Consider the following 23,883-nt stretch of genomic DNA (forward strand, 5'->3'; position numbering starts at 1 on the left):
AATTAACCAATAAAATTATAATACAATAGCACAAAGATTTAACAACAGGGGCCCACAGAGACGTCCTGTACAGGAGGACTTACACTTGATCAACGATAAAATTCGTGTGAGAGAGCTTCGTTTAGTGGGCGATAACGTAGAGCCGGGAATTTTTCCAATCGATAAAGCAAGGCAACTTGCTACGGAACAGGAATTGGATTTAGTGGTAATTTCGGATAAGGCTGAACCTTTCATTGCAAGGATATTAGACTATAAAAAGTTTTTATACGAGCAAAAGAAAAAGCAGAAGGAACTAAAAGCTAAGCAAATAAAAGTGGTTGTAAAAGAGATCCGTTTCGGACCTCAGACAGATGATCATGATTATGAATTTAAGAAAAAGCATGCTGAGAAATTCCTTGAAGAAGGTTCAAAATTGAAAACCTACGTGTTTTTTAAGGGACGTTCAATTATCTTTAAAGATCAGGGAGAGATCCTGCTTCTGAAACTTGCTCAGGAATTGGAGCACGTTGGAAAAGTAGACCAGCTTCCAAAGCTTGAAGGGAAAAGAATGATTATGATGATGAGTCCTAAAAAACCAGCTAAATAGTTTTTAGCAGACGCAATGTCTGTTTCCTATCATATAAAAAATCCTCAGAATATTTTGAGGATTTTTTATATTTCAATGGATTAATCTGTTTAAGCTTATATAGTTGGCCACACGCAGAGGCGCAAATTATATTATAAAAGATATTTTAAGATGCCAAAGATTTTATCTCAGATAAAATTAAAATTTCTAACTTTTTATTACAGAGCTTTTGCTGAAAATTTTTGATTTTCCTGCGCCTGAAAACATCCATACAGTTTAAAACTTTGCGGCTTTGCGATTTTCCAGCAAGAAGGTTAAACAAATTTATTATTAAATGGTATGTATTTCCACATCCCATATCCAATGAAGATATAAGGAAAGTAACAATTAATATAGGTTTAAATAATTGTTCGAAAAATTAGCCGTACTCATGTTTTTTTCGTAATTTTGCAAACTATTATTCCTAGCATCGGTAGGGATATTCAAAACAGATATTGATAACAAAACAATAAAAAAGCAGAACAATGCCAAAATTAAAAACGAAATCAGGTGCTAAAAAGCGTTTTAAACTTACCGGAACAGGGAAGATTAAAAGAAAAAATGCTTTCAAAAGCCACATCTTAACTAAGAAAGAAACTAAGCAGAAGAGAAATCTTACGCAGACTTCTTATGTTTCCGCTGTGGATACAAAAAGCGTTCTACGTCAATTAGCAATTAAGTAGTTTTTATAAATCTATATCCGGTTTATAAGAATTCAAACAAATTCAACAATTTAACCCTGAAATGGTGCCACTAAGAGCAGTTGATCTGCCGCCCCTTTCAAAAAAACAATTTAAATTATGCCAAGATCAGTAAATGCAGTAGCTTCAAGAGCTCGCAGAAAGAAAATTATTAAGCAAGCTAAAGGTTTTTTCGGTAGAAGAAAGAACGTTTGGACTGTAGCTAAAAACGCCGTGGAAAAAGCAATGCAATATGCTTACCGTGGTAGAAAAGAGAAAAAGAGAAACTTCAGATCACTTTGGATTACTCGTATCAACGCGGGTGCCAGAGAGCATGGAATGTCTTACTCTCAGTTTATGGGAGCTCTTAAAAAGAACAACGTTGAGCTTAACAGAAAAGTTTTAGCAGATTTAGCAATGAATCACCCTGAAGCTTTCAAAGCAGTTGTAGATCAAGTAAAATAATGTAGAATTTTTTGTTATCAATATAATCCCGGGTTTTTCCCGGGTTTTTTTGTGCATCCTGTTTATGTTTTTTAATAAAATCCTTTAAAGTAGGAAAATTGATGTCTTTTTAGGGATAAAAAAAGTAAAACGGTATTGAAAAGTTTTTCTTTTGCATAAAAATAAATTGATTTTTATTATCTACATTTGTGAATTATTAAATCTATAAAACTTCAGTTAAAAGTGAAAAAAATAACGACTATTTTACTTCTTTCTTTATCAGCTTACAGCCTTCAGGGACAGAATTTCATACAGGCCTATCAGACAAGAGTCAATAAGGTATCCCAGGCCAATATTACGGCAAACCTTCAGGGCTTTGGAGATCTTGGTATAAAAACTACGGGTTCTATAGAAAATACGAATGCGATGAATTGGCTTAAAGCAAAATACCAGTCTTACGGATACAGTACAAGCCAGATGACAGAAGACACTTTCACCTATAATGGTAAGACTTCAAAAAATTTAATTATAACCAAAACCGGTACCGTCTACCCTAACATTTATGTGATCATTTGTGGCCACTATGACACCATCGTAGGCCCCGGTGTGAGTGACAATGGAAGCGGAACTTCTATTTTGCTGGAAGCAGCCAGGATCTTAAAGGATGTTCCTACTGAGTATTCTGTGAAGTTTATTCATTTTTCCGGTGAAGAGCAGAATCTCCAGGGAAGTACCCATTATGTAAACAATGTTGTTTTCCAGAATAATGCACGCCAGCTTACTCTGAAAGTTGTCTTCAATATCGACCAGGTAGGAGGACAGCTGGGAAATGTAAACAATAATATCAAGTGTGAAAGCGATCAGAGCGGACAGAACGGAAATAACGCAGCTTCGCTGGCAATGACACAACAATTAGCCACCTGTACCACATTATATTCTCCGCTTCAGACCACCATGTCGAATGCATACAATTCAGATTATATGCCATTTGAAAATAAAGGGGATATCATTACAGGATTTTATGAAACGGACAGAAGTTATAATGAGCATACTGTGAATGATACTTTTGATAATGTAGATCCTGTTTATGTTTTTAATGTAGGAAAAGCAGCTGTGGGAGCATTACAGCACTTTGCAGTGGCCTCCACCACTACTTTGGCAACGGATGATGTACATACTGAAAATTCATTAGAAGCAATCAAGATCTACCCCAACCCGGTGCATGATGTCCTGAATATTGAACTGCCAAAGGATCATTCAGACTTTAAGGTAGAAATCAGTGATATGACTGGCCAATTGGTTTTAAATACAGAAAATGAAAAGAAAATAAATACTTCGGGTCTCATAAACGGAGTATATATGGTGACTGTAAAATCTGATAAAAACAGTGTAACCAAAAAAATCATTATTGAAAAATAATCGTAATTCATTATGTCCCGGCTTCTACCGGGACTTTTACTCTTTTGATGTATCATTATCGTTCAATCATAAATAATTAAATGAGAAAGACAATTACCATTCTGTCCGTCTGTTTAGCCGTATTCAGCAGTAAGGCCCAGACTTTTATCCAGGCTTATCAGGACAGGGCCAACCTTGTTTCGCAGACCAATATTACAGCGAACTTACAGCAGTTCTCCAACCTTGGGATCAAAACCACAGGAACCACTAATAATGCCGATGCTTTGACGTGGATCAAAAACAAATATATTTCCTATGGATATTCTGCCAGCCAGATTGTGGAAGATCCTTTCACTTTTGGAAGCACGAGTTCTAAAAACCTGGTGATTACCAAGACAGGAACTGTTTATCCTGATAAATACGTGATCATCTGCGGGCATTTTGACAGCATTTATGGTCCGGGTGTGAATGATAACGGAAGCGGAACTTCTATTATTTTAGAAGCGGCAAGGATTTTAAAAAATGTTCCTACAGAATATTCAATCAAGTTCATCCATTTTTCCGGTGAGGAACAAGGACTGGAAGGAAGTAAACATTACGTTAATAATGTAGCTTATCAGAATGGTACAAGAGTATTGGATATCAAGCTGGTATTCAATCTTGATCAGGTAGGCGGTGTTATGGGCAACAACAATAACACGGTATATTGTGACCGGGACCAGGCAGGGCCAACAAGCAATAATGCAGCTTCGGCGGCCGTAACACAGCAGCTTAGAAACTGTACTGCCCTCTACTCACCACTTCAGACGGCAGTGGATCCGGCTGAAGACACAGATTATATTCCATTTGAAAGAAAAGGTGAAGTGATCACAGGCTTTTTTGAAAAGATCAGAAGCACTTATCCACATTCTATCGATGATACTTTTGAGAATACGGATCCTGTTTATATTTACAAAATAGGAAAAGCAACAGTCGGAGCGCTGCAGCATTTTGCGGTTGCCACTTCTACCGGTTCTATCCTGCTGGGAACCAAGGAAACAGCTTCAGACCATTCTCTTGAATCCATATCTATCTATCCGAACCCTTCTAAAGATACCATCAATATTGAATTCCCGGATAACAGCAGAAAAGATTTCAGTTTTGAAATTACCGACATTTCAGGAAAATTACTCCTTAAAACAGCTAATGAAACGACAATCAATGTTTCAAAACTGACTGAAGGGGCTTATATCGGTGTTATAAAAGCTGACGGACAGACGGCTATACGAAAAATTCTGATTGAAAGATAATCTGAAATCATACATCTAAAATAAATAAAGCAGGAAGAATTACTTCCTGCTTTTTTTGTGAAAATTCAAATCTATCTATCCCTGTTTAGAAGAACTTCCTCAATATCCTCCATCGCAAATCCTTTTGCCTTAAGCAGGATCAGAAAATGATAAAGTAAATCGGCTGCTTCATTCTTAAAAAGATCATCATTGCTGTCTTTAGCTTCAATAACGAGTTCTACGGCTTCCTCTCCCACTTTCTGGGCCATTTTATTAATGCCTCTCTGATAAAGGGAATACGTGTAGGAACCTTCTGTTTTATGATCAATTCTTTCGGAGATTTTTGCTTCTAATTCATACAAGAATCCTTTGCTTTCCTTTTTACCAAAACAGCTGAAGCTTCCGGTGTGGCAGACTGTATTTTCAGGAACAGCCTGTATTAAAATGGTATCCTGATCACAATCTGTGCTTATATTCTTTACAGTCAGAAAATTACCGGATTCTTCTCCCTTGGTCCAGAGCCTGTTTTTGGAACGGCTGAAAAAGGTAACAACACCTTCTTTTTCTGTCTTGCTTAAAGCTTCCTCATTCATATAGCCAAGCATGAGTACCTGCTGTGTTCTGCTGTCCTGAATGATTACCGGGACAAGCCCGTTATTTTTATTAAAATCTATTTTCATCGTACGGGTATTTTTTGAATTTTTAACTGTTGTTTTAATTCCTGAACAGGTACCTGATTGAAATGGAAAATGCTGGCTGCCAAAGCTCCTGTGGCTTTTGTATCATGGAATACTTGAATAAAATCATCCACGCTTCCTGCTCCTCCCGAAGCAATCACAGGAATAGATACAGCCTCCGAAACAAGCTTAGTGATGCGAATATCAAATCCTTTTTTTGTCCCGTCCCCATCCATTGAGGTCAGCAGGATTTCCCCGGCTCCCAAAGAGGCTGCTTCTTTTGCCCAGTCTACAGTATTCAAGCTGGTAGCAAGCTTTCCACCTCTTACGTATACAAGATCTGATCCGTCTGTGAAACGGGTATCAATAGCTACAACAACGCATTGGCTGCCAAATTCTTTAGCAAGCTCCTGGATAAGCTGCGGGCTTTTAACGGCAGAAGAATTGATACTGATTTTATCTGCTCCGGCTTCCAGAAGCTTCCTGACGTCTTCCACAGAAGAAATTCCGCCGCCTACTGTAAATGGGATGCTCAATTCCCCGGCTATTTTCTTTACCAGATCTGCAAATGTTTTTCTGTCTTCCAGTGTTGCCGTAATATCCAGAAAAACCAGCTCGTCAGCGCCTTCCATTTCGTACTTAACGGCAAGTTCTACCGGATCTCCTGCATTCCGTAGCCCTTCAAAATTAATTCCCTTTACCGTAGTTCCGTCTTTAATATCCAGACATGGGATGATTCTTTTTTTAAGCATTTTCAATAAATTTCTGAAGTTGTGGTAAGCTTATTTTCCCCTCGTAAATGGCCTTTCCAATAATACTTCCCGAACATCCGATCTCCTTCATGTTGTACACATCTTCAATACAGGAAATACCTCCGCTGGCTGTAAGTTTCACTGAAGTTTTAGCCAGTATTTCTTTATACAGGTCTATGGATGGCCCTCCCAGCATCCCATCTTTTGAAATATCGGTGCATATGGTTTGGCTGATTCCTTTTTCCTGATATTGAAGGAGAAAGGCTATGATATCTAAAGTACTTTCTTCCAGCCAGCCGGATGTTCTGATCTTCCTGTTTTCGCAGTCAGCGCCTAAAATAATCCTGTCACTACCATATTTTTGAATCATTTCAAAACAGAATTCCGGGTCCTGTACGGCAATACTTCCGAGGGTGATCTGCCTGGCTCCGGAATTAAAAGCGGTTTCTATATCATTTCCTGTTTTTAATCCGCCTCCAAAATCAATATGAAGTGAGGTTTCCCGGGCTATGTTTTCCAGCACTTTCCGGTTAACGATATGTTTAGATTTAGCCCCGTCAAGATCCACAAGATGGAGAAACCTGATTCCAAAGCTTTCAAATTCTCTGGCAGTTTCTACAGGATCTTCACGGTATATTTTTTTGGTGGAATAATCCCCTTTTGAAAGACGGACACATTTTCCGTCGATGATATCAATAGCTGGAATAATCTTCATCATTTACAATTTTATAAAGTTTTTTAATATTCTGCTGCCCGTCAGTCCCGATTTTTCCGGGTGAAACTGTACTGCAAAAAAATTATCTTTCTGCAGGGAAGCACTGAACGGCAGAATATAATCACATACCGAAGCAGTAGACGCTGACCGACCGCAATAATAGCTGTGAACAAAATAAACATCACTATTCTCTTCAATCCCCGCAAAAAGCGGGGATTTTAGCTCTGAAATGGTATTCCAGCCCATGTGGGGAACCAGATCTTCCGGCGGAAATCTTTTAACATCAACATCAAAAATCTCCATTCCTTTTACATTCCCTTCTTCATTGTCACCGCACATCAGCTGCATTCCCAGACAGATTCCCAAAACAGGCTGCTTCAGGCCTGGAATAAGTGTATCAAGACCTTTTTCCTTCAATACTTTCATGGTTGAAGAAGCTTCTCCGACCCCCGGAAAAATGACTTTATCCGCTTTTATGATCAGTTCAGGATCATCTGTAATGATGGAATCTATACCGAGCCGGGCCAAAGCATTCCGGACCGAGCTTACATTTCCTCCGTTATATTTTATCAACGCGATCATATTATAAACTTCCTTTGGTTGATGGTAAATTAAAACTGCTGTCCGACTGGTTCACTGCCATTTTAACGGCTTTTGCAAATGCTTTGAAAACCGCTTCTATCTTGTGATGCTCATTACTGCCTTCCGCTTTGATGTTCAGGTTGGATTTTGAAGAATCTGTAAATGATTTGAAAAAGTGAAAGAACATTTCTGTAGGAACATCCCCTATTTTTTCTCTTTTGAAATCAACATTCCAAACGATCCAGGGCCTGCCTCCGAAATCAATGGCAGCCTGAGCCAGGCAGTCGTCCATCGGAAGCAGGAAACCATATCTTTCAATCCCTTTTTTATTTCCCAGTGCCTTTATAAAAGCTTCCCCTAAAGCAATTCCTGTGTCTTCAATCGTGTGGTGCTCATCTACCTGAAGATCTCCTTTAACCTTGATTTTAAGATCTAAATTTCCATGTCTGGCGATTTGATCCAGCATATGATCAAAAAAATGAAGCCCGGTGGAAATTTCTGACATTCCTTTCCCGTTGAGATCTATTTCAATATCAATCTCAGTTTCATTGGTCTTTCTGTAGACTTTAGCCTTCCTCGATTCCTGTTTTAAAAAGCGGTAAATCCCGGACCAGTCTGTTGTAGTAAGCGCAGCATTTTCATTAAAGCTTTCATTGATGAAAATAGCTTTAGTTCCCAAATTTTGAGCAAGTTGAATATCTGTAACCCGGTCTCCGATAACATAAGAGTTTTCAAGATCATAATTTCCGTAGATGTATTTTGAGAGCATCCCGGTTCCCGGTTTTCTGGTGGGAAGATTTTCATGCTCAAAGCTTTTATCGATCAGAATATCACTGAAAATAATTCCTTCATTTTCAAAAGATTTCAGCATTTTTTCCTGTGGCTTGATAAAATCTTCATAAGGAAAACTTTCAGTTCCCAGGCCATCCTGATTGGTCACCATAACCAATTCGTAATCCATTTCTACGGTAATTCTGAAAAGGTTCTGAAACACCCCGGGATAAAATTCAAGCTTTTCCAGCGAATCTACCTGAAAATCTCCGGGCGGTTCTATTATAAGCGTTCCGTCACGGTCTATAAACAACACTTTTTTCATGAGGTTATTCTTTTTAAAACACTGATCAATTTTTCATTTTCTTCACGGGTTCCTATGTTGATCCTTATGCAGTCCGGAATCGCAGGCGCTCTTTTACTGGTCAGGATTTCTTCTTCAAGCATTTTATTGTATACTTCTTCAGCATTTTTCATTTTGATCAGGAAGAAATTGGCATCTGTCGGAAATACTTTCTCGATGCATTCAATGGTTTTAAACTGGTTTTCCACCCAGGTCCTTTCTTTGAGTACATTGTCAACATTTTCTTTAAGCTTATTTTTATCGCCCAACAGGTTTAAAATTAGTTCCTGGCTTAGAGAATTCACGTTATAAGGAGCTTTCACCGTATTGATAAAGCGGATGATCCCTTCTGAAGCATAGGCAGAACCTACCCTTGCTCCGGCTGTTCCCCATGCTTTAGAAAACGTCTGCAGTACGATCAGATTTGGGTATTTATCCAGCAGCTCAATGCCTGACCTGTTTCCTGAAAATTCAATATACGCTTCATCTACCACCACAATTCCGTCAAAATTCCGGATAAAAAACTCGATATCCTCTACGCTGTTTCCCGTTGGATTGTTTGGGGAGCACAGGAAGAAAATTTTAATATCCCGTTCCTGAGTGATTTTTAGAAAATCATTTTTTATGATTTCAAAATTCTCATCCAGGTCCAGTTTTATCACTTCATTTTCATTGACTGTTGCATAAAAACCATACATCGCAAAGGAAGGATTCATCATCAGAATGGCATCTTTTTTAGGCTCACAAAAGATCTTTATGATCAGATCAATCAGTTCGTCACTGCCGTTTCCTATTGCAATCTGATTGGGTGAAACTCCTTTAAGCTCTCCTAGTTTATTTTTAAGCTTTTTCTGTGAAGAATCCGGGTATCTGTTGAACTCCCCGAACGGACATTCATTGGCATCAAGCATTACAGGAGCATTGAACTCATTGTGATCTCTGAAACTGATATAAGGCTGTAATGTCAGTATATTTTTTCTTACTAAAGCATTGAGGTTAAATTCTTTCATTATATTATTTTAATCTTATGGATACTGCATTTTTGTGGGCGATAAGGCCTTCTGCCTCTGCCATTATTTCTATTGTTTTTCCTATTTTTTTAAGACCTTCCTTAGAAAGATGCTGGAAGGTAATTTTCTTGACAAAGCTGTCGAGGGAAACACCGCTATAATTCCTTGCATAAGCATTGGTAGGCAGAGTATGGTTGGTCCCGCTGGCATAATCTCCGGCACTTTCGCAGGAATAATTCCCAAGGAAAACAGATCCCGCATTACTGATCATGGAAATGTATGGGTCAAAATCTTCCAGTGCGAGGATAAGGTGTTCCGGAGCGTACAGATTACTGAATTCCAAGGCTTCATCAATAGAATTGGCCAGGATAAAAAGACTGTGAGCAAGAGCCAGGCTGGCCATCTCATTTCTCGGAAGTTTTTTGACCTGATTTTTAACAGCTTCAATGGTTTCTGTAAAGATTTTGAAATCGGTGGTGATAAAAACAACCTGGCTATCACTTCCATGCTCTGCCTGAGAGAGAAGATCTGCCGCACAGAATTCGGGGACAGCCCTGCTGTCTGCAATGACGAGAACTTCGCTGGGGCCCGCAGGCATATCAATCGCCACACCGTAACGCTGCGCATATTCTTTTGCGGCAACAACATACTGGTTACCCGGGCCAAAAATCTTATACATTTTTGGAATACTTTCTGTTCCCAGAGTCATAGCGGCTATGGCCTGCGCTCCTCCTGTTTTAAAGATTTTTGTAATCCCGCAAAGCTTTGCAGTGAACAGGATCGCGGGATTAATATTCCCGCTGCTATCCGGCGGTGTACAGAGAATAATCTCCTGACATCCTGCTAAATTTGCTGGTACTGCAAGCATGAGAACGGTCGAAAACAAGGGTGCTGTTCCTCCCGGAATGTAGATTCCTACTTTTTCCACTGCCCGGTTCTCTCTCCAGCAGGTTACTCCTTTTACGGTTTCAATTTTCCCGGTTTCTGTTATCTGTGCTGCATGGAATTTTGAAATATTTTCTTTTGCCTGTTGAATGGCTTCCTTTAAATCTTCAGAAATTTCATTTGCTGCATTGTCCAGTTCTGTTTCTGAAACTGTGATTTGTGAAGTGATTGCCTTATCAAATTTTTTATTGAATTCAATAAGTGCCCGGTCTCCATCTTTTTCAACGGATTCAAATATTTCTGCAATGAGTCCGGATATTTCTTCCCGTTCAAAAGCCGGCCGCTGCACCAGATTCTGCCATATTTTTCTTTCCGGATATTTGTATATTTTCATAATTAAATCACCATTTTATCAATTGGAATAATGAGTATATCCTGAGCTCCTTTTTCTTTCAGTTCGTCGATCACATCCCAGAATCTTTCTTCATCAATCACGGAATGAATGCTGCTCCATCCTTTTTCCGCCAGAGGAATTACAGTAGGGCTTTTCAGTACGGGAAGCACTGAAGCAATGTCACTGATTTTATCATCGGGAACATTCATCAGAATATATTTTGAATTTTTTGCTTTTAAAACAGATTGGATTCTGAAGAGAAATTTATCCAGAACGGCTTCTTTTTGAGTATCCAGCAGAGAGGTCTTTGCTAAAACAGCTTCTGATTTCAGAATGGTAACGGTTTCCCTCAGTCCGTTTTTAAATAAGGTGCTTCCGGAGCTCACAATGTCACAGATGCCGTCTGCCAAACCAATATTCGGGGCTATTTCCACAGAACCGGAAATGATGTGGATATCGGAAGTGATTCCTTTGTTCTCAAGGAAATTTTTAAGGGTATTAGGATAAGAGGTAGCGATTTTTCTTCCCTGGAAGTAGGAAAGATCATCAGTTTCCACTTCTTTGGGAACAGCCAGTGAAACCCTGCATTTTGAAAACCCGAGCTTTTGAACGATCTTGATATTTTTCTGTTTTTCAGCTAAGAGGTTTTCACCGACAATGGCAATATCTACCACTCCATCTTCAAGGTATTGCGGAATATCCGAGTTTCTGAGATACATAATCTCCATCGGAAAATTGTCTACGGAAACTTTGAGCTGGTCTTTCCCGTTGTTGACGAAAATACCGCAGTCTTTGAGGAGTTGCAGGGAGTCTTCATAAAGCCGTCCGCTTTTCTGGATCGCGATTTTTAATTTACTCATTATATTATTTTAGATAAATCTGAGTAAATGAGAAGTGATTTGCCGGGTACTTCCGGAGAGGATCCGGGAAACAAAAAACCGCCTGTTTACTCAGACGGTTTTAATTATTTTGATTTTAACACATGTTTATATCAACCAATTCCGTCTTAGCAGAGATGATGATAATAATGATGAAGTGTTAAAAAATTCGGGTTCATTGTTTTGAATTGTGGTACAAATGTAGGGCTTATTTTTAAACTGCAAAGTTTTTTTACAGATTTTTTTTGTAGAGATCCATTAGCTGCACCGCAATAGGTTCGTCATTAAATTTCTGGACAAATGCGAAGCTTTTTTCGGCACGACGTTCTCTCTCGGATTCATTTTCCCAGAGAAATTTTATTTTGGCCCCGATGTCGAGATAATTAGCCGGATCAATGTAAACGGAGTCCTCGCCTCCTGCTTCCGGAAGGCAGCTGACATTGCTGGTAATGGTTGCTGTCTTTGAGAAAAGCGCTTCTATTACAGGGATTCCAAAGCCTTCAAAAAAGCTGGGATATACAAAGATATCTGCCAGTTTGTAGATCACTGCCAGCTCATCCATGGAAACTCCTTCCAGGAAAAGCACCTGCTTTTCCATCTTATTTTTTCTGATAAAAGCTTCTACTTTTTTGTAGTAACCAGTCTTTTTACCCACTACAACCAATGGGATTTCAGTTCCCTGTATGCCTTGAACAATATTTAAAAGATTTTTCCTGTCTTCAATGGTTCCAACGTTTAAAATATAACGTCCGGGAAGGTTGAATTTCTCTTTGGCCTGCTGAATAAATTCATCAGACTGCTGTTCTTTAAATGCTTTGTGGCAGCCCTGATAAATGACTTCAATTTTACTTTCAGGAACTTTCAGATAGGTGATAATATCTCTTTTTGTCTGTTCTGAAATAGCAATGATCTTATCTGCGGAACCGGCCGCTTTTTTAAATTTCCACAGATGTATTTTGCGGTCAAAAAAGGAATAATACTGCGGATATCTCATGAAGATGAGATCATGGATCGTTACTATTTTTTTGATAGGTTCTTTGCCCCATTTCAATGGAAGTTCGCCGGAAAGGCCGTGAAATATATTGGCTCCCTGTTTTTGGGCGTCTTTTCCCATCTTAAGCTGCCGGGAAAGGTTACCTTTTGAGGTTGGGACAAACCGGACATTGGGTTTTTCCAGGATTTCTATGCCTCTTTCTGAGCTGTTCTTGTTCAGCAGCAGGTATTCGTTTTCAGGATAATACTGGGAAAGAATCCTGACAAGATCTCTTGAATAATTGCCCAATCCGGACGTATTGTGAAAAAAACGTTTTGCATCGAAGGCAATTTTCATATCAAAGTTTTTAATAAGCTTTTTAACTGTTTAAAGGTATAAATAAAATAAACCCCAAATGACTATTCAGGGTTTATTGTATAAATTTTAAAATGAAGCTTTAAAATTTAGAGAAAACACAGCTTATACGGCTACATTATTCTCTCTTAAAGCATCATTAAGGGATGTTTTTTTGTCTGTGGATTCTTTTCTCTGACCGATGATCAAAGCGCATGGAACCTGGTATTCTCCGGCCGGATACTGCTTTGTATAGCTTCCGGGAATGACCACTGAACGGGCAGGAACTCTTCCTTTGATCTCAACAGGCTGGTCACCTGTAACATCAATAATTTTTGTAGAAGCTGTCAGTACAACATTAGCACCCAATACGGCTTCTTTTTCTACATGAACCCCTTCTACCACAATACATCTTGAACCGATGAAACAGTCGTCCTCAATGATCACAGGAGCTGCCTGTAAAGGCTCCAATACTCCACCGATTCCTACACCACCACTCAGATGAACGTTTTTACCGATCTGCGCACAGCTTCCTACGGTAGCCCATGTATCCACCATCGTTCCTGAATCTACATAAGCGCCAATATTTACGTAAGACGGCATCAGAATTACTCCTGAAGCAACGAAAGATCCTTCTCTTGCGATGGCATGCGGTACAACTCTTACTCCTTTTTCAGCATAATTTCTCTTCAAAGGAATTTTGTCATGAAACTCAAACGGACCTACTTCAATAGTTTCCATCTTCTGGATCGGGAAATACATTACTACAGCTTTCTTTACCCATTCATTCACCTGCCAACCGTTTTCCGTAGGCTCGGCAACACGAAGCTTCCCGGAATCCAATAAGGAAATAACTTCTCTTATCGCCTTCTGGCTGTCTTCATTCTGTAATAAATCCCTGTTATCCCAAATGTTTTCAATAGTTTGTTGTAACGACATGTTTCTTGTTTGATTTTAGTATAAATTATCCCTGCAGCTTCCCGCAGTTTTGAAGGTCAAAAGTACAAAAGATTGTTTTAGTATACAAGTTAGGACACAAGTCTCTAATCTTCATTATTCACTATTCTATCCGGTGGTTTTATTCGCAGATAATAAATTCCATCGTCTTCTCAACGTGTTTTTGCTGAATAATTCCTTCTGAATATTTAAGATTTGAACCTGTATTATATTTTGTTAAATAAGCCGTATTTATGCCAGAAGTCAGTTCTGTAAGATCATCAGGAACAAGAGCTTTTATATTAAAAATCTCATCTCCGCATTTGATTTGGCCATTTGGATCCTGTAAAAAGGTATTGTACCAGCTTTTTTCTGCAAGGCCCCATGATCTGGCAAAAATTCTGTCGTTAACGGTAACCATCCAGATTTCAAGAAAGGTTGTTCTCTGGTTTCCTGCTTTTATTTCAATAATGTTATGGTTGTTGATGTAAAGCAGAGCTTTGTCTTTATTCATTGTCAATTTTTTCACGAATCTAAAATGAATTAAACGGTTTAACCAATTTATTATGCAGTATGAAGGGAATATTATTCGGATTAACACTTTTCTGATGTTGATTTTCTGGGCTGTAATTAAACAATGCTTGTATTTGATATTGGATGAATTGCCCAAAAACCATGTCAAGGTTTTAAACCTTGACATGGTTTTTAGACTTTTTTTCAGAGCATCATCTTATTCAATGCTGTAATCAGACAATCTTTGTAACTTTTTGCCACAGCAATTTTCTGATCCTGGCATACAAGCTGGTTATCTTCGAAATATTCAATATTGGTTAAGTTGACAATATAAGAATTGTGAACTCTCATGAATTTATCGGGAAGATTTTCAATAAGTTCTTTCAGAGATTTGTAGTAGATGTATTTTTTGCCGGATACGGTACTGATTTCCACATAATTTCCCAAACCTTTTATAATGGTAATGTCTTTGAAGAAAATCTTCACCAGTTTTTTATCTGTTTTAATAAACGCAAAGGTCCGGTTCTCCATAAACAGCTTTATTATAATACTCTTTGAGCGTGCAGATAAGCTTTATTCCAATATTTTTCGTTTAACGAAGAGATCATTACTCCTTTTGATGTAGAGGCATGAATGAATTTCACTTCTCCGTCTGCCCCTATGTCATGAACAATTCCTACATGGGAAACCCTGCTTCCCCCGGCTGTTGCAAAGAAGAGCAGATCACCGGGCTTTACTTCCCTGATGTCGATCTTTTTACCGGCATCGGCCTGGTCTGAAGATCTGCGTGGAAGTGAGAAATCATTTTCTTCAAAAACCTTTACGGTAAATCCGGAACAGTCGAAACCTGAGGATGTGTTTCCTCCGAATTTATAAGGTGTTCCTATATATTTTTCGGCATCTTTCAGGATATCACTGACAGACCTGGAAATACTTCCGTCAAATTTTGAATCAAGCTTTCTGAGATTTTCAGCTTTTGCAACGGTTTTGGTTCCTGTATTTTTTCTTGAAGATACATTCTTAGAAGATCCGCAGGAAACTGCCATAACGGAGGCAATGAGCAGAACGGAAAGCTGTTTTATTTTTAAGTTTTTTTCAAATAATCCCGGTACCATAGTCATCTGATTTTAAATGAAGTAACTAATTATACAACAAATATACATTTTTATATATTAATTATGATTAAACTATACTACAACTATATGATAAATATATGTTAAAATTATAATTTCTTATATTTATTAGTATATTTGGATCCAATTGTTTGATATGGCAACGTACGAAAGTTTAATAAAAATTAAAGGCAGTGTAGGCGATCTGGTTTTTTACAGCCTGAACGGGAAAAATGTGGTACGTAAGAAAAGTGGATTTAATAAAAATGCTTTCAAAAAAAGCCCTTCTTATGAGAAAGTAAGGCAGAACAGTTCTGAATTCGGGCATTGTTCTAAAGCCGGGAAAACAATACGGAGCTGTATTGAACACTATATTAAACAAGCGGGAGAGCCTCTGCTCTATCAAAGATTTGCAAAGCTGATGACGGTGATTAAAGATCTTGATACTGTTTCAGAAAGGGGGAAAAGAACCGTACAAAAGGGACTCATTACGGAAGAAGGGATAAAGTTGCTTAAAGAATTTAAATTTGAAAAAAAAGAGAATTTCAGTGATGAAACTTTTGTCTGTGAAGAAAAGGAAAGTATGATCCTGAATTTATCTGATAATCTGTCAGCAGATGAAATAGCCATGATCACTATACAGCCGGACCTGGAAATATATTCCGCTGAATATTCTGAAGAGAAACTCCTGATGAAGAAGGATAAAGAAATCCGTTTTAAGAAGCATTTCCAGGATGATAAGCTTCTACTCTATTTTTTAGTGCTCAGGAAAGATGAAGAAATTTCCCATATGGGATTTGTTTAAATAAAAAAGCCTGCAGACTGATCTGCAGGCTTTCTGTTTTATTGTTTGTCTCCTGTCCAGGTCCCGTATCTTGCGGGTGTAGGAACAGCGTTCGACCAGTTTCCGTTTCCTTTTTTCTCTTTTGAAAGGGTTCCTTTGAATTCTCCGTCGGAAGGAAGCCCGATTACAGCAGTAAGATCTCCGGTGTCAGTTAAGTTTCCGGAAATGTTATAATTTTCATCATTGACTGTAGAATGCATGGTTCCGGTTACTTTTCCGTCGCTGGCTACCACAAGGTTCCAGGTTCCGTCGTCGCTTCCCGTATACTTTCCTGACCATGTTCCTATATAATCATAAATGGTGTCATCATCAGAGCTGCATCCGATAAATAAAAAAGCTGTTAAAAGAAGTAAAAAAAGTTTCTTCATAGTTTCTAATAGTTTATAAGCTAATCAAATTTATTGTTATTTATTCATATTCTACTTTAGAAAATAGAAAACTGAATGAGTTGTTTATTGTTTTTTTGGCTTGTTCCGTGCAAATCTACTAATTTTTTTCATTCAGATTATGTGAATTTTATCCAGGCGTTTATATTTTTATGAATTAGCTGTATGTTTTGGCTAAAATACAATTATTTATCAAATGGATACAAGCTGGTTTTACCGTCAGAAAAAAATGGGGATACTCCAATCTCACCAATTAAATCCATCGCACCCCCTCATATTTCAAACTATTCCCTAATCCTTCCCAACGATCAATTCTGCCCATTCAACGAAAACCGTCTCCACTTTACAGGATTCTTACTGACCTTTACATCATAAAACAGAGCAATAATGCTCAAAAACTTAAAATCCTATTATTATGAAAACAAACATCGGACTTACAGAGCAAAACACAGATGCTGTGGCAGCACAATTGGCAAAACTTTTAGCAGACGAATTTGTACTCTACACCAAAACAAGAAATGCACACTGGAATGTGACCGGAGAGAATTTCCACGCCAACCACATCTTCTTCGAAGAACAATACAGACAAATAGACGAATTGATCGACAGTGTTGCAGAACGTATGCGCAAAATAGGACATTATGCACCTGCTACAATGAAAATTTATCTTGAGCTGACACATCTTACAGAATACAGTGACAGAACAAACGACGGCTTAGGCTTTATGAAAGATCTTTTAAAAGACCACGAAAGCATCATCGATTTTCTTAGAGGAAACATCACACCATTTGCCGAAGAATACAAAGATTACGGCAGCAGCGATTTCATTACAGGACTGATGGAAACTCACGAAGAAATGGCCTGGATGATCCGTTCCTATTTCAGATAATTCAGATTTCGGAGCATCAAAAATAAAAAGGAATAATTATATTTGTGTTAATCATAAATAACTATTCCTATGAAAGCTTTAATCGTTGATGATAATGACATTGCAAGAACAACTCTGTCCCATCTCGCAAAACAGATTCCGAATCTCACCATTGTCAATGAATATTCCAATGCGATTGAAGCTTACAATCATTTGCAGAACAATCACATCGACCTGATTTTTTTGGACATTGAAATGCCCGAAATGACAGGAATCGAGCTCACGAAAAACCTTTCCGGCAAAGATATCATCATCATTTTCACCTCTTCCAACAAAGAATATGCGCTCGAAGCTTTTGAACTTAATATTGCAGATTATATCCTGAAACCGGTAATGCCTGCGAGATTTTTACAGGCTGTAAGCAAAGCCCGGTCAATTCTGGAAAGCAAAAAAGAAAATATAGAAATGACCAACGACGAATTTTTGTTCGTCAGAGATTCCAATATTACAAGGCGTTTGAAGCTGGATGACATCTTTTATGCGGAGGCAATGGGCGATTATGTGAAATTCTACACCAAAGAGAAAATGTTTGCAATACACGGTAAGATGAAAACTGCTGAAGAACGTCTTCCAAAAGACAATTTTATCCGAGTTCATCGCTCTTACATCGTTTCTGTCGGCAAGATTGACACCTTGCAGGACGGCGGAATTATGATTGACGGAAAATTCATTCCCGTTGCTGATGCCTACCGAAAAGCACTCAACACAAGAATGAATGTTTTTTAGATAATTTTTATTTGGGCAGCTTTATCCGTCTTCCACTCCCGCTTTTTTTGTCATTGCGAATGAAGTAAAGCAATCAGTTGAACTTTTCAACAATCGCAATGACAAAAAAGAGCTCCGTTCAAGCCGGGCTGCTGTGATTCGGTGTTCCCAGGCGATCGCAAAATTCCACTCTTTTGGAGGGGTTGCGAAAAATTAAAGAATTTTTGACGGGGTGGTTAATAATAATTTGAAGTCAAGTATAAAACTTATGATCAATAAACCTTCTGTAATGAACAACAAACGTTTTAGTTTTTTTATAATACTGACCTTCATTGCAGGCTCTCTCCTGTTGATCGCTGTACAGATCAATTCAGCTAAAAATACGAAAGAGCTCATCAAGAATAATAACAGGCTTTTAAATGAGCTTCGTTCAAGCAACCATTTAAGAGAAATCGACCGTGATATTTTAGGTGTTGAAAGCAGGATCAGAGCATCCATCGCAACCAATGACACAACCCATCTGGAAGGGATAGACCAGAAAATAAATCAGATAGAAAACTTCCTCGATTCACTTTCCAAAGACAATGCAGATTCCGTAGAAGAAAAGCTCATTCACAGGCTCAGTGTTCTTGCAATGGAAAAGAAAACAACAAAGGAAAAATTACTGCACCGCTACCTTTCTTTGGGAAATATGGACGACCAAACTTCCATTGCTAATCCACGAGCCAGAAAAATTTCGAATGAAATCACCTCCATTACTGCAAAAATCTATGAAAGTCGCCGATTACATATGGTTGAGCTCAGCAAACGAAGCGAGGAAATGGGACAAAAAGCAAGAATGTATGACATTTCTTTACTCATTTTGTTAATATTGAGCGGTGCTATTGTCGGCTATCACATCCTTCGTCAGTTCAAACGTCAGCGTTTACTGATACAGGAACTGGATGTTGCCGAGAAAAAAGCATCAGTCGCCGCACAAACCAAAGAAAATTTCCTTGCCAATATGAGCCACGAAATCAGAACTCCTTTAAGTGGAATTTTAGGTTTTACTAATTTGCTGCAAAAAAGACCTCTGGATACAACTTCAGCCGAATTTGTATCTTCCATTCAGCGGTCGGGAGAAAATCTGATGGCAATTATTAATGACATTCTGGATCTATCTAAAATCGAAGCAGGAATGATGCGCATCACCCCCGGAATATTCAGTATTAATGGATTAGTAAATTCCGTAGAAACATTTTTTGTAGAACGCGCAAAGGAAAAAGGACTGACAATTGCCAGCAAGGTAGAAACATCAATTCCTGATACGTTGACAGGCGATGCAACGAGATTAACCCAGATTTTGGTCAACCTCATCGGGAATGCCATAAAATTTACAGATCAAGGAAGCATTAATATTGAAATTTACAATAAACAGCAAACTGGAAATGAAGTTATTGTCGGTTTTAAAGTTACAGATACAGGAATTGGAATTGATAAAGAAAAACTGAATGAAGTTTTTGAAAGATTCAACCAGGGTGAAGATTCCATCACCCGAAATTACGGAGGAACAGGATTAGGTTTATCCATCGTAAAAAGCCTGATTTTACTTCAGAACGGCAATATCGAAGTCAGCAGTGAACAGGGAAAAGGCACGACTTTTCACTTTTATATTCCTTACGGGATTGCAGAAGAGCAGCTCAATACAATTCCTGCGGTGGATACCAATTATTTTAAAGATAAATCAAATACGCCTTTACGTGTTTTGGTAGTCGATGACAATGCGATCAATCAAAGTCTGATGAAACATTTACTCTTACAATGGAATATCGATTTTGAAACCGCATCAAACGGTTTGGAAGCCGTAGAATATCTCAGAAATAACGATTGCGACCTGGTTTTAATGGATATTCAAATGCCACAGATGGACGGTTATGCTGCGACTCAACAAATCCGGGAAGAACTGAAATTAAATATTCCGATCATTGCAATGACCGCACACGCTTTGGCGGGAGAAAGAGAAAGATGTCTCAGCCGCGGAATGAACGAATACATCTCAAAACCGATCAAAGAAGAAGAACTTTTCAAACTGATTTCAAATTTCGGATTGAAGGAAGGGAACCATAAAGAAATAAAAATTGAAGAAAAACCGCCTGTTTATCAATACATCGACCTCACTTATATGCATTCGGTAAGCAGTGGCGACAAGAGTTTTGAAAAAATTGTCAGTCAGCAGTTTATAGATAATGTCCCTAATCATCTTCAACAATTAATAACAGCTTATCAAAATAAAGATTTTACAACCGTAAAATTACGTGCACACGATCTCAAATCCAGTGTTGCGATAATGGGATTGCTGCCCTTATTACAGGAAAAACTGGATACACTTGAAATGATAACGGAAGAAAATCCAACAGCAGAAACAATTTTAGAAGATGTAAAAAACATCATTTCACAATCGGTTTCCGAAACAGAGGAATTTTCAAAATCACTTTAAAAATTTAGAAAAAATGAGCTTATTTTCTCCTATACAACTTCGCAGCCTTACATTAAAAAACAGGATAGCAGTATCTCCAATGCAGCAGTACAGCGCAAAAAACGGAGTTCCCGGAAATTGGCATCTTGTACATTTGGGAAGCCGTGCCGTTGGTGGCGCAGGTTTAATCCTTACCGAATGTACAGCTGTTTCTCCCGAAGGATTGGCTACATTAAATGATGTCGGAATCTGGAACGACGAACAAAAAAATGCGTGGAAAAACATTGTAGATTTCGTTCACGAGCAGGATGCAAAAATAGGAATCCAGCTATGGCATTCCGGCGGAAAAGGAAGCCTGAAACATCCTAATGAAAGGATGAAACCACTCAGCGAGGAAGAAGGCGGATGGACAGTAAAATCGTCTTCTGCAAGAGATTTTAACGGTGTTTTCGCAGAAGAATTAACCATTCCTGAAATTCACGAGTTGAAAGTTAAATTCGTTCAGGCGGCGTTTCGTGCTGTGGATGCAGGTTTTGACACCATTGAATTACACGCAGGACACGGATATTTATTTCACCAGTTTTATTCTGCAGTTATCAATAAAAGACACGATGAATATGGCGGAAGTTTTGAAAACAGAATCCGTTTTTTAGTAGAAACCGTTCAGGAGATCAGAAAAGCAATTCCGGAATCGATGCCTTTGCTGGTGAGGATTTCAGCTGTTGATTACATCGAATCTGAAGAAGCCTGGACATTGGAAGACAGCATTGCTCTTTCAGAAATACTGAAAGAAAATGGTGTAGATTTTATCACTGCTTCCGGTGGCGGATTTACCAATGTGAGCAAAGACAGGGTGTTTCCCGGTTACCAGGTTCCATTTGCAAAAGCTATTAAAGAGCAGACGGGAATTCTGACAGGAGCTGTCGGAATGATTACAGAAGCCCAACAGGCGAATGATATTATTTCAAATGAAGAAGCAGATTTAATTATTATTGCAAGAGAACATTTACGCGATCCTTATTTTGCCATTCATTCTGCTAAAGAATTAGATATTGAAACAGAAATTCCGTGGCAGTATAAAAGAGCTTTTTAAGTCTAAACAAAAACATCAGTTATGGAAAATAAAGGCGCATCCGTTGTTATCACCCATCATATTTTGGACGGAAAACGACAGGAATATGAAAAATGGTTAGACGAAATCGTTCCCATCACGAAACATTCTGAAGGTTTTATTGATTTGCAGATTGTACGCCCGATTCCTGATTTGACTTTTGTTTATACCGTGATTATCCGGTTCGACACCATCAGCCATCTTAAACACTGGATGGAATCTGACAACCGAAAAAATCTGATTGAAAAAGCGAACCCCTTATTCCGGAAAAATGATAATTACAAAATAAAATCCGGTCTAGATTTTCTTTTCGAATCTGAGAATGAAACCAAAGTTCCCGTTCGCTGGAAGCAATTTATTGTGACCTGGTCTGCCATTTATCCGTTATCACTTCTGATTCCCTTATTTGTACTACCTTTTTTAAGATTTTTACAAATTCCTGTCAACCATTATTTTGACGGGCTTATCGTTTCAGGATGTATTGTTTTTCTGATGGTATTTGCAGTGATGCCGAATTATACTAAACTGATTAGAAAATGGCTTTATAAATAAATTAAACCACTGGTCATAAAATCCGTTTCAACTCTTTTGAAGCGGATTTTTTTGTTGTTAAATTTCTAAAAACGACAGTCTGTTTTGAATAAAACAACGATTAAATTCGTGCATTCGTGGCTATTCATTGATATAATTTAATGGAAGGTCATATTTTTTGCTACGAATGCACGAATTTTTTATAACTGAATCTGGTAAAAATTTCTATTTAAAACAACCCTTTTTGGAACAAAACAACTTTTTCTTTTATTAAAAAAAACCTTCCGTTGAAAATTGTTATCTATTTTTCTATTTAACGATCCATTTTGCCTGTTCATCGAATGGCAATTGATTTTGAATTAATCTGATAATAGCTTTACATCATCAAATTAATACAAACAATCAAAATTCTAAACATTATGGAAATTATTCAAACACCAGAAAACGCATTGTCTCATTCTACTGTAACAGCGATCATCAATGCGCCTATCGAAAAAGTAAACATCGCAGATTGGTTGTTAAATCTTCCGGATGCAGAATATCAAAGATGTTCTACGCAACACATCGGAGCAGCCATCTCTTCAACTTATGACGGCGAACCTGTATCATTAAACGTTGAAACAATTGGTGATGCACTGATGGTTCAACATTATGTAGCTGTGGAACACCGTGCGGATTATTGCAGAATGCTATCCATTTCAGATTCTATCACCAAAGCCGGCCGTACTAAAGTTCAGGTTTTATGGGAACTGAAAGCGACAAAAATTGATGATAATACGACATTGTATACCAACGAAATTCACGCGACAGCAACGCCCGAAATGTTTGAATATCTAAAAGAACACAACGTGAACCTTGCTGATGCTGCCGCTTCCAGACAGGCTGCGTCCGACGCTCACAACCACGAAGAAACACCCAACTTTGCAAAAAGTATCGAGAACAAAGCGTTGACAGGAAAATACAATCAGCCTTTTTAAAAATAACTATATAGTTTCTTTATTAAAATCATTGGAATATTCCGGTGATTTTTTTATTTATAATAACTTTATTTTCCGGGTTTTGTCATCCGTAGGAATCTAAGTTATTCTTTGTAAATACGTAGTTGAGATTCCTACGAAATGACAAACATTATGTTTATTTCTTAATCTGTGTATTATTTAACATTTGTCTGAATAAAACCAGATTCTATTTTAAAAGCCTCAACTATTTTTTTCAAATTCCCAACGACTGTTTTTGCCCATTCACCGAAAACAACTTCCAAAACGAATGGTTCCTCAGTAGCTTTACAGTAGAAATAAAGACAAACTCTAATAATCACACTAAAAATTACTATTATGAATACCGAAAACTTAAGCTTCAGATACGAATTAGAAAAAAAAGCTCCCCGTACCAATGATGGCGGAACAACAAGAGGAGCATCAGTAAAAGATTTCCCGGCTTCTATCGGTATTGCGGGAGTTTCTATGAGACTGCAGCCGGGAAGTATGAGAGAATTGCACTGGCACGCCAACGCTGCAGAATGGGCTTACGTAATTTCCGGAACGGTGCGTACAACAATCATTCATCCTGACGGACACAGTTATGTTGATAATTTTGAACTGGGAGATGTATGGTATTTTCCAAAAGGTTACGGA

The 23,883-nt window shown here is 38.1% G+C and carries 27 protein-coding genes; 13 read left to right on the forward strand and 14 right to left on the reverse strand.

Translation table 11 applies throughout. The features are described from left to right. The first annotated feature begins 85 nt into the window (after positions 1-85). The 5 genes from infC to IX38_RS13975 all read left to right on the forward strand — a co-directional run bounded on the left by infC (position 86) and on the right by IX38_RS13975 (position 4,415). Complete coding sequence (gene infC / locus IX38_RS13955; RefSeq protein WP_175548907.1) at positions 86-586, forward strand: translation initiation factor IF-3; 501 nt, start codon at positions 86-88, stop codon at positions 584-586. A gap of 503 nt (positions 587-1,089) precedes the next feature. Continuing rightward, on the forward strand, positions 1,090-1,287 hold the full coding sequence (gene rpmI, locus IX38_RS13960) for a 50S ribosomal protein L35 (protein ID WP_034705991.1): 198 nt from the start codon (positions 1,090-1,092) through the stop codon (positions 1,285-1,287). Between the two features lie 117 nt (positions 1,288-1,404). Beyond that, complete coding sequence (gene rplT / locus IX38_RS13965; protein WP_034705993.1) at positions 1,405-1,749, forward strand: 50S ribosomal protein L20; 345 nt, start codon at positions 1,405-1,407, stop codon at positions 1,747-1,749. A 222-nt stretch (positions 1,750-1,971) separates the two neighbouring features. Then, the gene (locus IX38_RS13970; protein ID WP_034705996.1) at positions 1,972-3,147 is read left to right on the forward strand and encodes a M28 family peptidase; all 1,176 of its coding nucleotides are present in this window, start codon (positions 1,972-1,974) and stop codon (positions 3,145-3,147) included. A gap of 80 nt (positions 3,148-3,227) precedes the next feature. Beyond that, on the forward strand, positions 3,228-4,415 hold the full coding sequence (locus tag IX38_RS13975) for a M28 family peptidase (protein WP_034705999.1): 1,188 nt from the start codon (positions 3,228-3,230) through the stop codon (positions 4,413-4,415). A 71-nt stretch (positions 4,416-4,486) separates the two neighbouring features. Here IX38_RS13975 and hisIE read toward each other — a convergent pair whose 3' ends face one another. The 13 genes from hisIE to IX38_RS14040 all read right to left on the reverse strand — a co-directional run bounded on the left by hisIE (position 4,487) and on the right by IX38_RS14040 (position 15,292). Further along, positions 4,487-5,074: a bifunctional phosphoribosyl-AMP cyclohydrolase/phosphoribosyl-ATP diphosphatase HisIE gene (gene hisIE, locus IX38_RS13980; RefSeq protein WP_034706001.1), complete on the reverse strand. Its 588-nt coding sequence runs from the start codon at positions 5,072-5,074 to the stop codon at positions 4,487-4,489. Beyond that, positions 5,071-5,823, reverse strand: coding sequence for an imidazole glycerol phosphate synthase subunit HisF (gene hisF, locus IX38_RS13985; RefSeq protein ID WP_034706003.1), 753 nt, complete (start codon positions 5,821-5,823; stop codon positions 5,071-5,073). Before hisF ends, hisIE begins: the two co-directional genes overlap by 4 nt. Further along, a complete protein-coding gene (gene hisA, locus IX38_RS13990) occupies positions 5,816-6,538 on the reverse strand; it encodes a 1-(5-phosphoribosyl)-5-[(5-phosphoribosylamino)methylideneamino]imidazole-4-carboxamide isomerase (RefSeq protein ID WP_034706057.1) in 723 nt (240 codons plus the stop codon). The genes hisF and hisA overlap by 8 nt, the downstream gene beginning before the upstream one ends. A 3-nt stretch (positions 6,539-6,541) precedes the next feature. Then, complete coding sequence (gene hisH, locus IX38_RS13995; protein ID WP_034706005.1) at positions 6,542-7,120, reverse strand: imidazole glycerol phosphate synthase subunit HisH; 579 nt, start codon at positions 7,118-7,120, stop codon at positions 6,542-6,544. Position 7,121: 1 nt separating this feature from the next. Continuing rightward, entirely contained in the window at positions 7,122-8,216 is a 1,095-nt protein-coding gene (hisB, locus tag IX38_RS14000; protein ID WP_034706006.1) for a bifunctional histidinol-phosphatase/imidazoleglycerol-phosphate dehydratase HisB, read from the reverse strand. Continuing rightward, positions 8,213-9,244: a histidinol-phosphate transaminase gene (gene hisC / locus IX38_RS14005; protein ID WP_034706009.1), complete on the reverse strand. Its 1,032-nt coding sequence runs from the start codon at positions 9,242-9,244 to the stop codon at positions 8,213-8,215. The genes hisB and hisC overlap by 4 nt, the downstream gene beginning before the upstream one ends. Before the next feature lie 4 nt (positions 9,245-9,248). Continuing rightward, complete coding sequence (gene hisD / locus IX38_RS14010) at positions 9,249-10,523, reverse strand: histidinol dehydrogenase (RefSeq protein WP_034706011.1); 1,275 nt, start codon at positions 10,521-10,523, stop codon at positions 9,249-9,251. A gap of 2 nt (positions 10,524-10,525) precedes the next feature. After that, on the reverse strand, positions 10,526-11,383 hold the full coding sequence (hisG, locus tag IX38_RS14015) for an ATP phosphoribosyltransferase (protein WP_034706013.1): 858 nt from the start codon (positions 11,381-11,383) through the stop codon (positions 10,526-10,528). A gap of 250 nt (positions 11,384-11,633) precedes the next feature. After that, positions 11,634-12,731, reverse strand: coding sequence for a glycosyltransferase family 4 protein (locus IX38_RS14020; RefSeq protein WP_034706015.1), 1,098 nt, complete (start codon positions 12,729-12,731; stop codon positions 11,634-11,636). Positions 12,732-12,854: 123 nt separating this feature from the next. After that, the gene (locus tag IX38_RS14025) at positions 12,855-13,667 is read right to left on the reverse strand and encodes a 2,3,4,5-tetrahydropyridine-2,6-dicarboxylate N-succinyltransferase (RefSeq protein WP_034706017.1); all 813 of its coding nucleotides are present in this window, start codon (positions 13,665-13,667) and stop codon (positions 12,855-12,857) included. Positions 13,668-13,806: 139 nt separating this feature from the next. Next, the gene (locus tag IX38_RS14030) at positions 13,807-14,178 is read right to left on the reverse strand and encodes a DUF2255 family protein (RefSeq protein ID WP_034706019.1); all 372 of its coding nucleotides are present in this window, start codon (positions 14,176-14,178) and stop codon (positions 13,807-13,809) included. Between the two features lie 203 nt (positions 14,179-14,381). Continuing rightward, the gene (locus tag IX38_RS14035) at positions 14,382-14,708 is read right to left on the reverse strand and encodes a LytR/AlgR family response regulator transcription factor (RefSeq protein ID WP_034706021.1); all 327 of its coding nucleotides are present in this window, start codon (positions 14,706-14,708) and stop codon (positions 14,382-14,384) included. 11 nt (positions 14,709-14,719) lie between these two features. Next, on the reverse strand, positions 14,720-15,292 hold the full coding sequence (locus tag IX38_RS14040; protein WP_117585904.1) for a C40 family peptidase: 573 nt from the start codon (positions 15,290-15,292) through the stop codon (positions 14,720-14,722). A gap of 154 nt (positions 15,293-15,446) precedes the next feature. Between IX38_RS14040 and IX38_RS14045 the strand changes: the two genes are divergently transcribed. Then, positions 15,447-16,094, forward strand: coding sequence for a hypothetical protein (locus IX38_RS14045; RefSeq protein WP_034706022.1), 648 nt, complete (start codon positions 15,447-15,449; stop codon positions 16,092-16,094). Positions 16,095-16,132: 38 nt separating this feature from the next. On the opposite strand, the gene IX38_RS14050 is transcribed toward IX38_RS14045, so the two are convergent. After that, on the reverse strand, positions 16,133-16,501 hold the full coding sequence (locus IX38_RS14050) for a hypothetical protein (RefSeq protein WP_034706023.1): 369 nt from the start codon (positions 16,499-16,501) through the stop codon (positions 16,133-16,135). Positions 16,502-16,934: 433 nt separating this feature from the next. Here IX38_RS14050 and IX38_RS14055 point away from each other — a divergent pair, with 433 nt between their 5' ends. From IX38_RS14055 to IX38_RS14085, 7 genes are all read left to right on the forward strand, one after another. Then, on the forward strand, positions 16,935-17,408 hold the full coding sequence (locus tag IX38_RS14055; RefSeq protein ID WP_027386310.1) for a Dps family protein: 474 nt from the start codon (positions 16,935-16,937) through the stop codon (positions 17,406-17,408). A gap of 69 nt (positions 17,409-17,477) precedes the next feature. After that, a complete protein-coding gene (locus IX38_RS14060) occupies positions 17,478-18,173 on the forward strand; it encodes a LytR/AlgR family response regulator transcription factor (protein ID WP_034706026.1) in 696 nt (231 codons plus the stop codon). 247 nt (positions 18,174-18,420) lie between these two features. After that, positions 18,421-20,628 carry a hybrid sensor histidine kinase/response regulator gene (locus IX38_RS14065; RefSeq protein WP_034706028.1) on the forward strand — a complete coding sequence of 736 codons (2,208 nt, stop codon included), beginning with the start codon at positions 18,421-18,423 and terminating at the stop codon, positions 20,626-20,628. 13 nt (positions 20,629-20,641) lie between these two features. Next, on the forward strand, positions 20,642-21,700 hold the full coding sequence (locus IX38_RS14070; protein ID WP_034706030.1) for an NADH:flavin oxidoreductase/NADH oxidase: 1,059 nt from the start codon (positions 20,642-20,644) through the stop codon (positions 21,698-21,700). Positions 21,701-21,721: 21 nt separating this feature from the next. Then, positions 21,722-22,270, forward strand: coding sequence for an antibiotic biosynthesis monooxygenase (locus IX38_RS14075; RefSeq protein ID WP_034706032.1), 549 nt, complete (start codon positions 21,722-21,724; stop codon positions 22,268-22,270). 398 nt (positions 22,271-22,668) lie between these two features. Then, the gene (locus tag IX38_RS14080) at positions 22,669-23,226 is read left to right on the forward strand and encodes a hypothetical protein (protein ID WP_034706033.1); all 558 of its coding nucleotides are present in this window, start codon (positions 22,669-22,671) and stop codon (positions 23,224-23,226) included. 357 nt (positions 23,227-23,583) lie between these two features. Next, the coding region (locus IX38_RS14085; protein WP_034706034.1) for a cupin domain-containing protein at positions 23,584-23,883 on the forward strand (300 nt) is incomplete at its 3' end.

Source organism: Chryseobacterium luteum, from assembly GCF_000737785.1.
Lineage (GTDB): Bacteria > Bacteroidota > Bacteroidia > Flavobacteriales > Weeksellaceae > Chryseobacterium > Chryseobacterium luteum.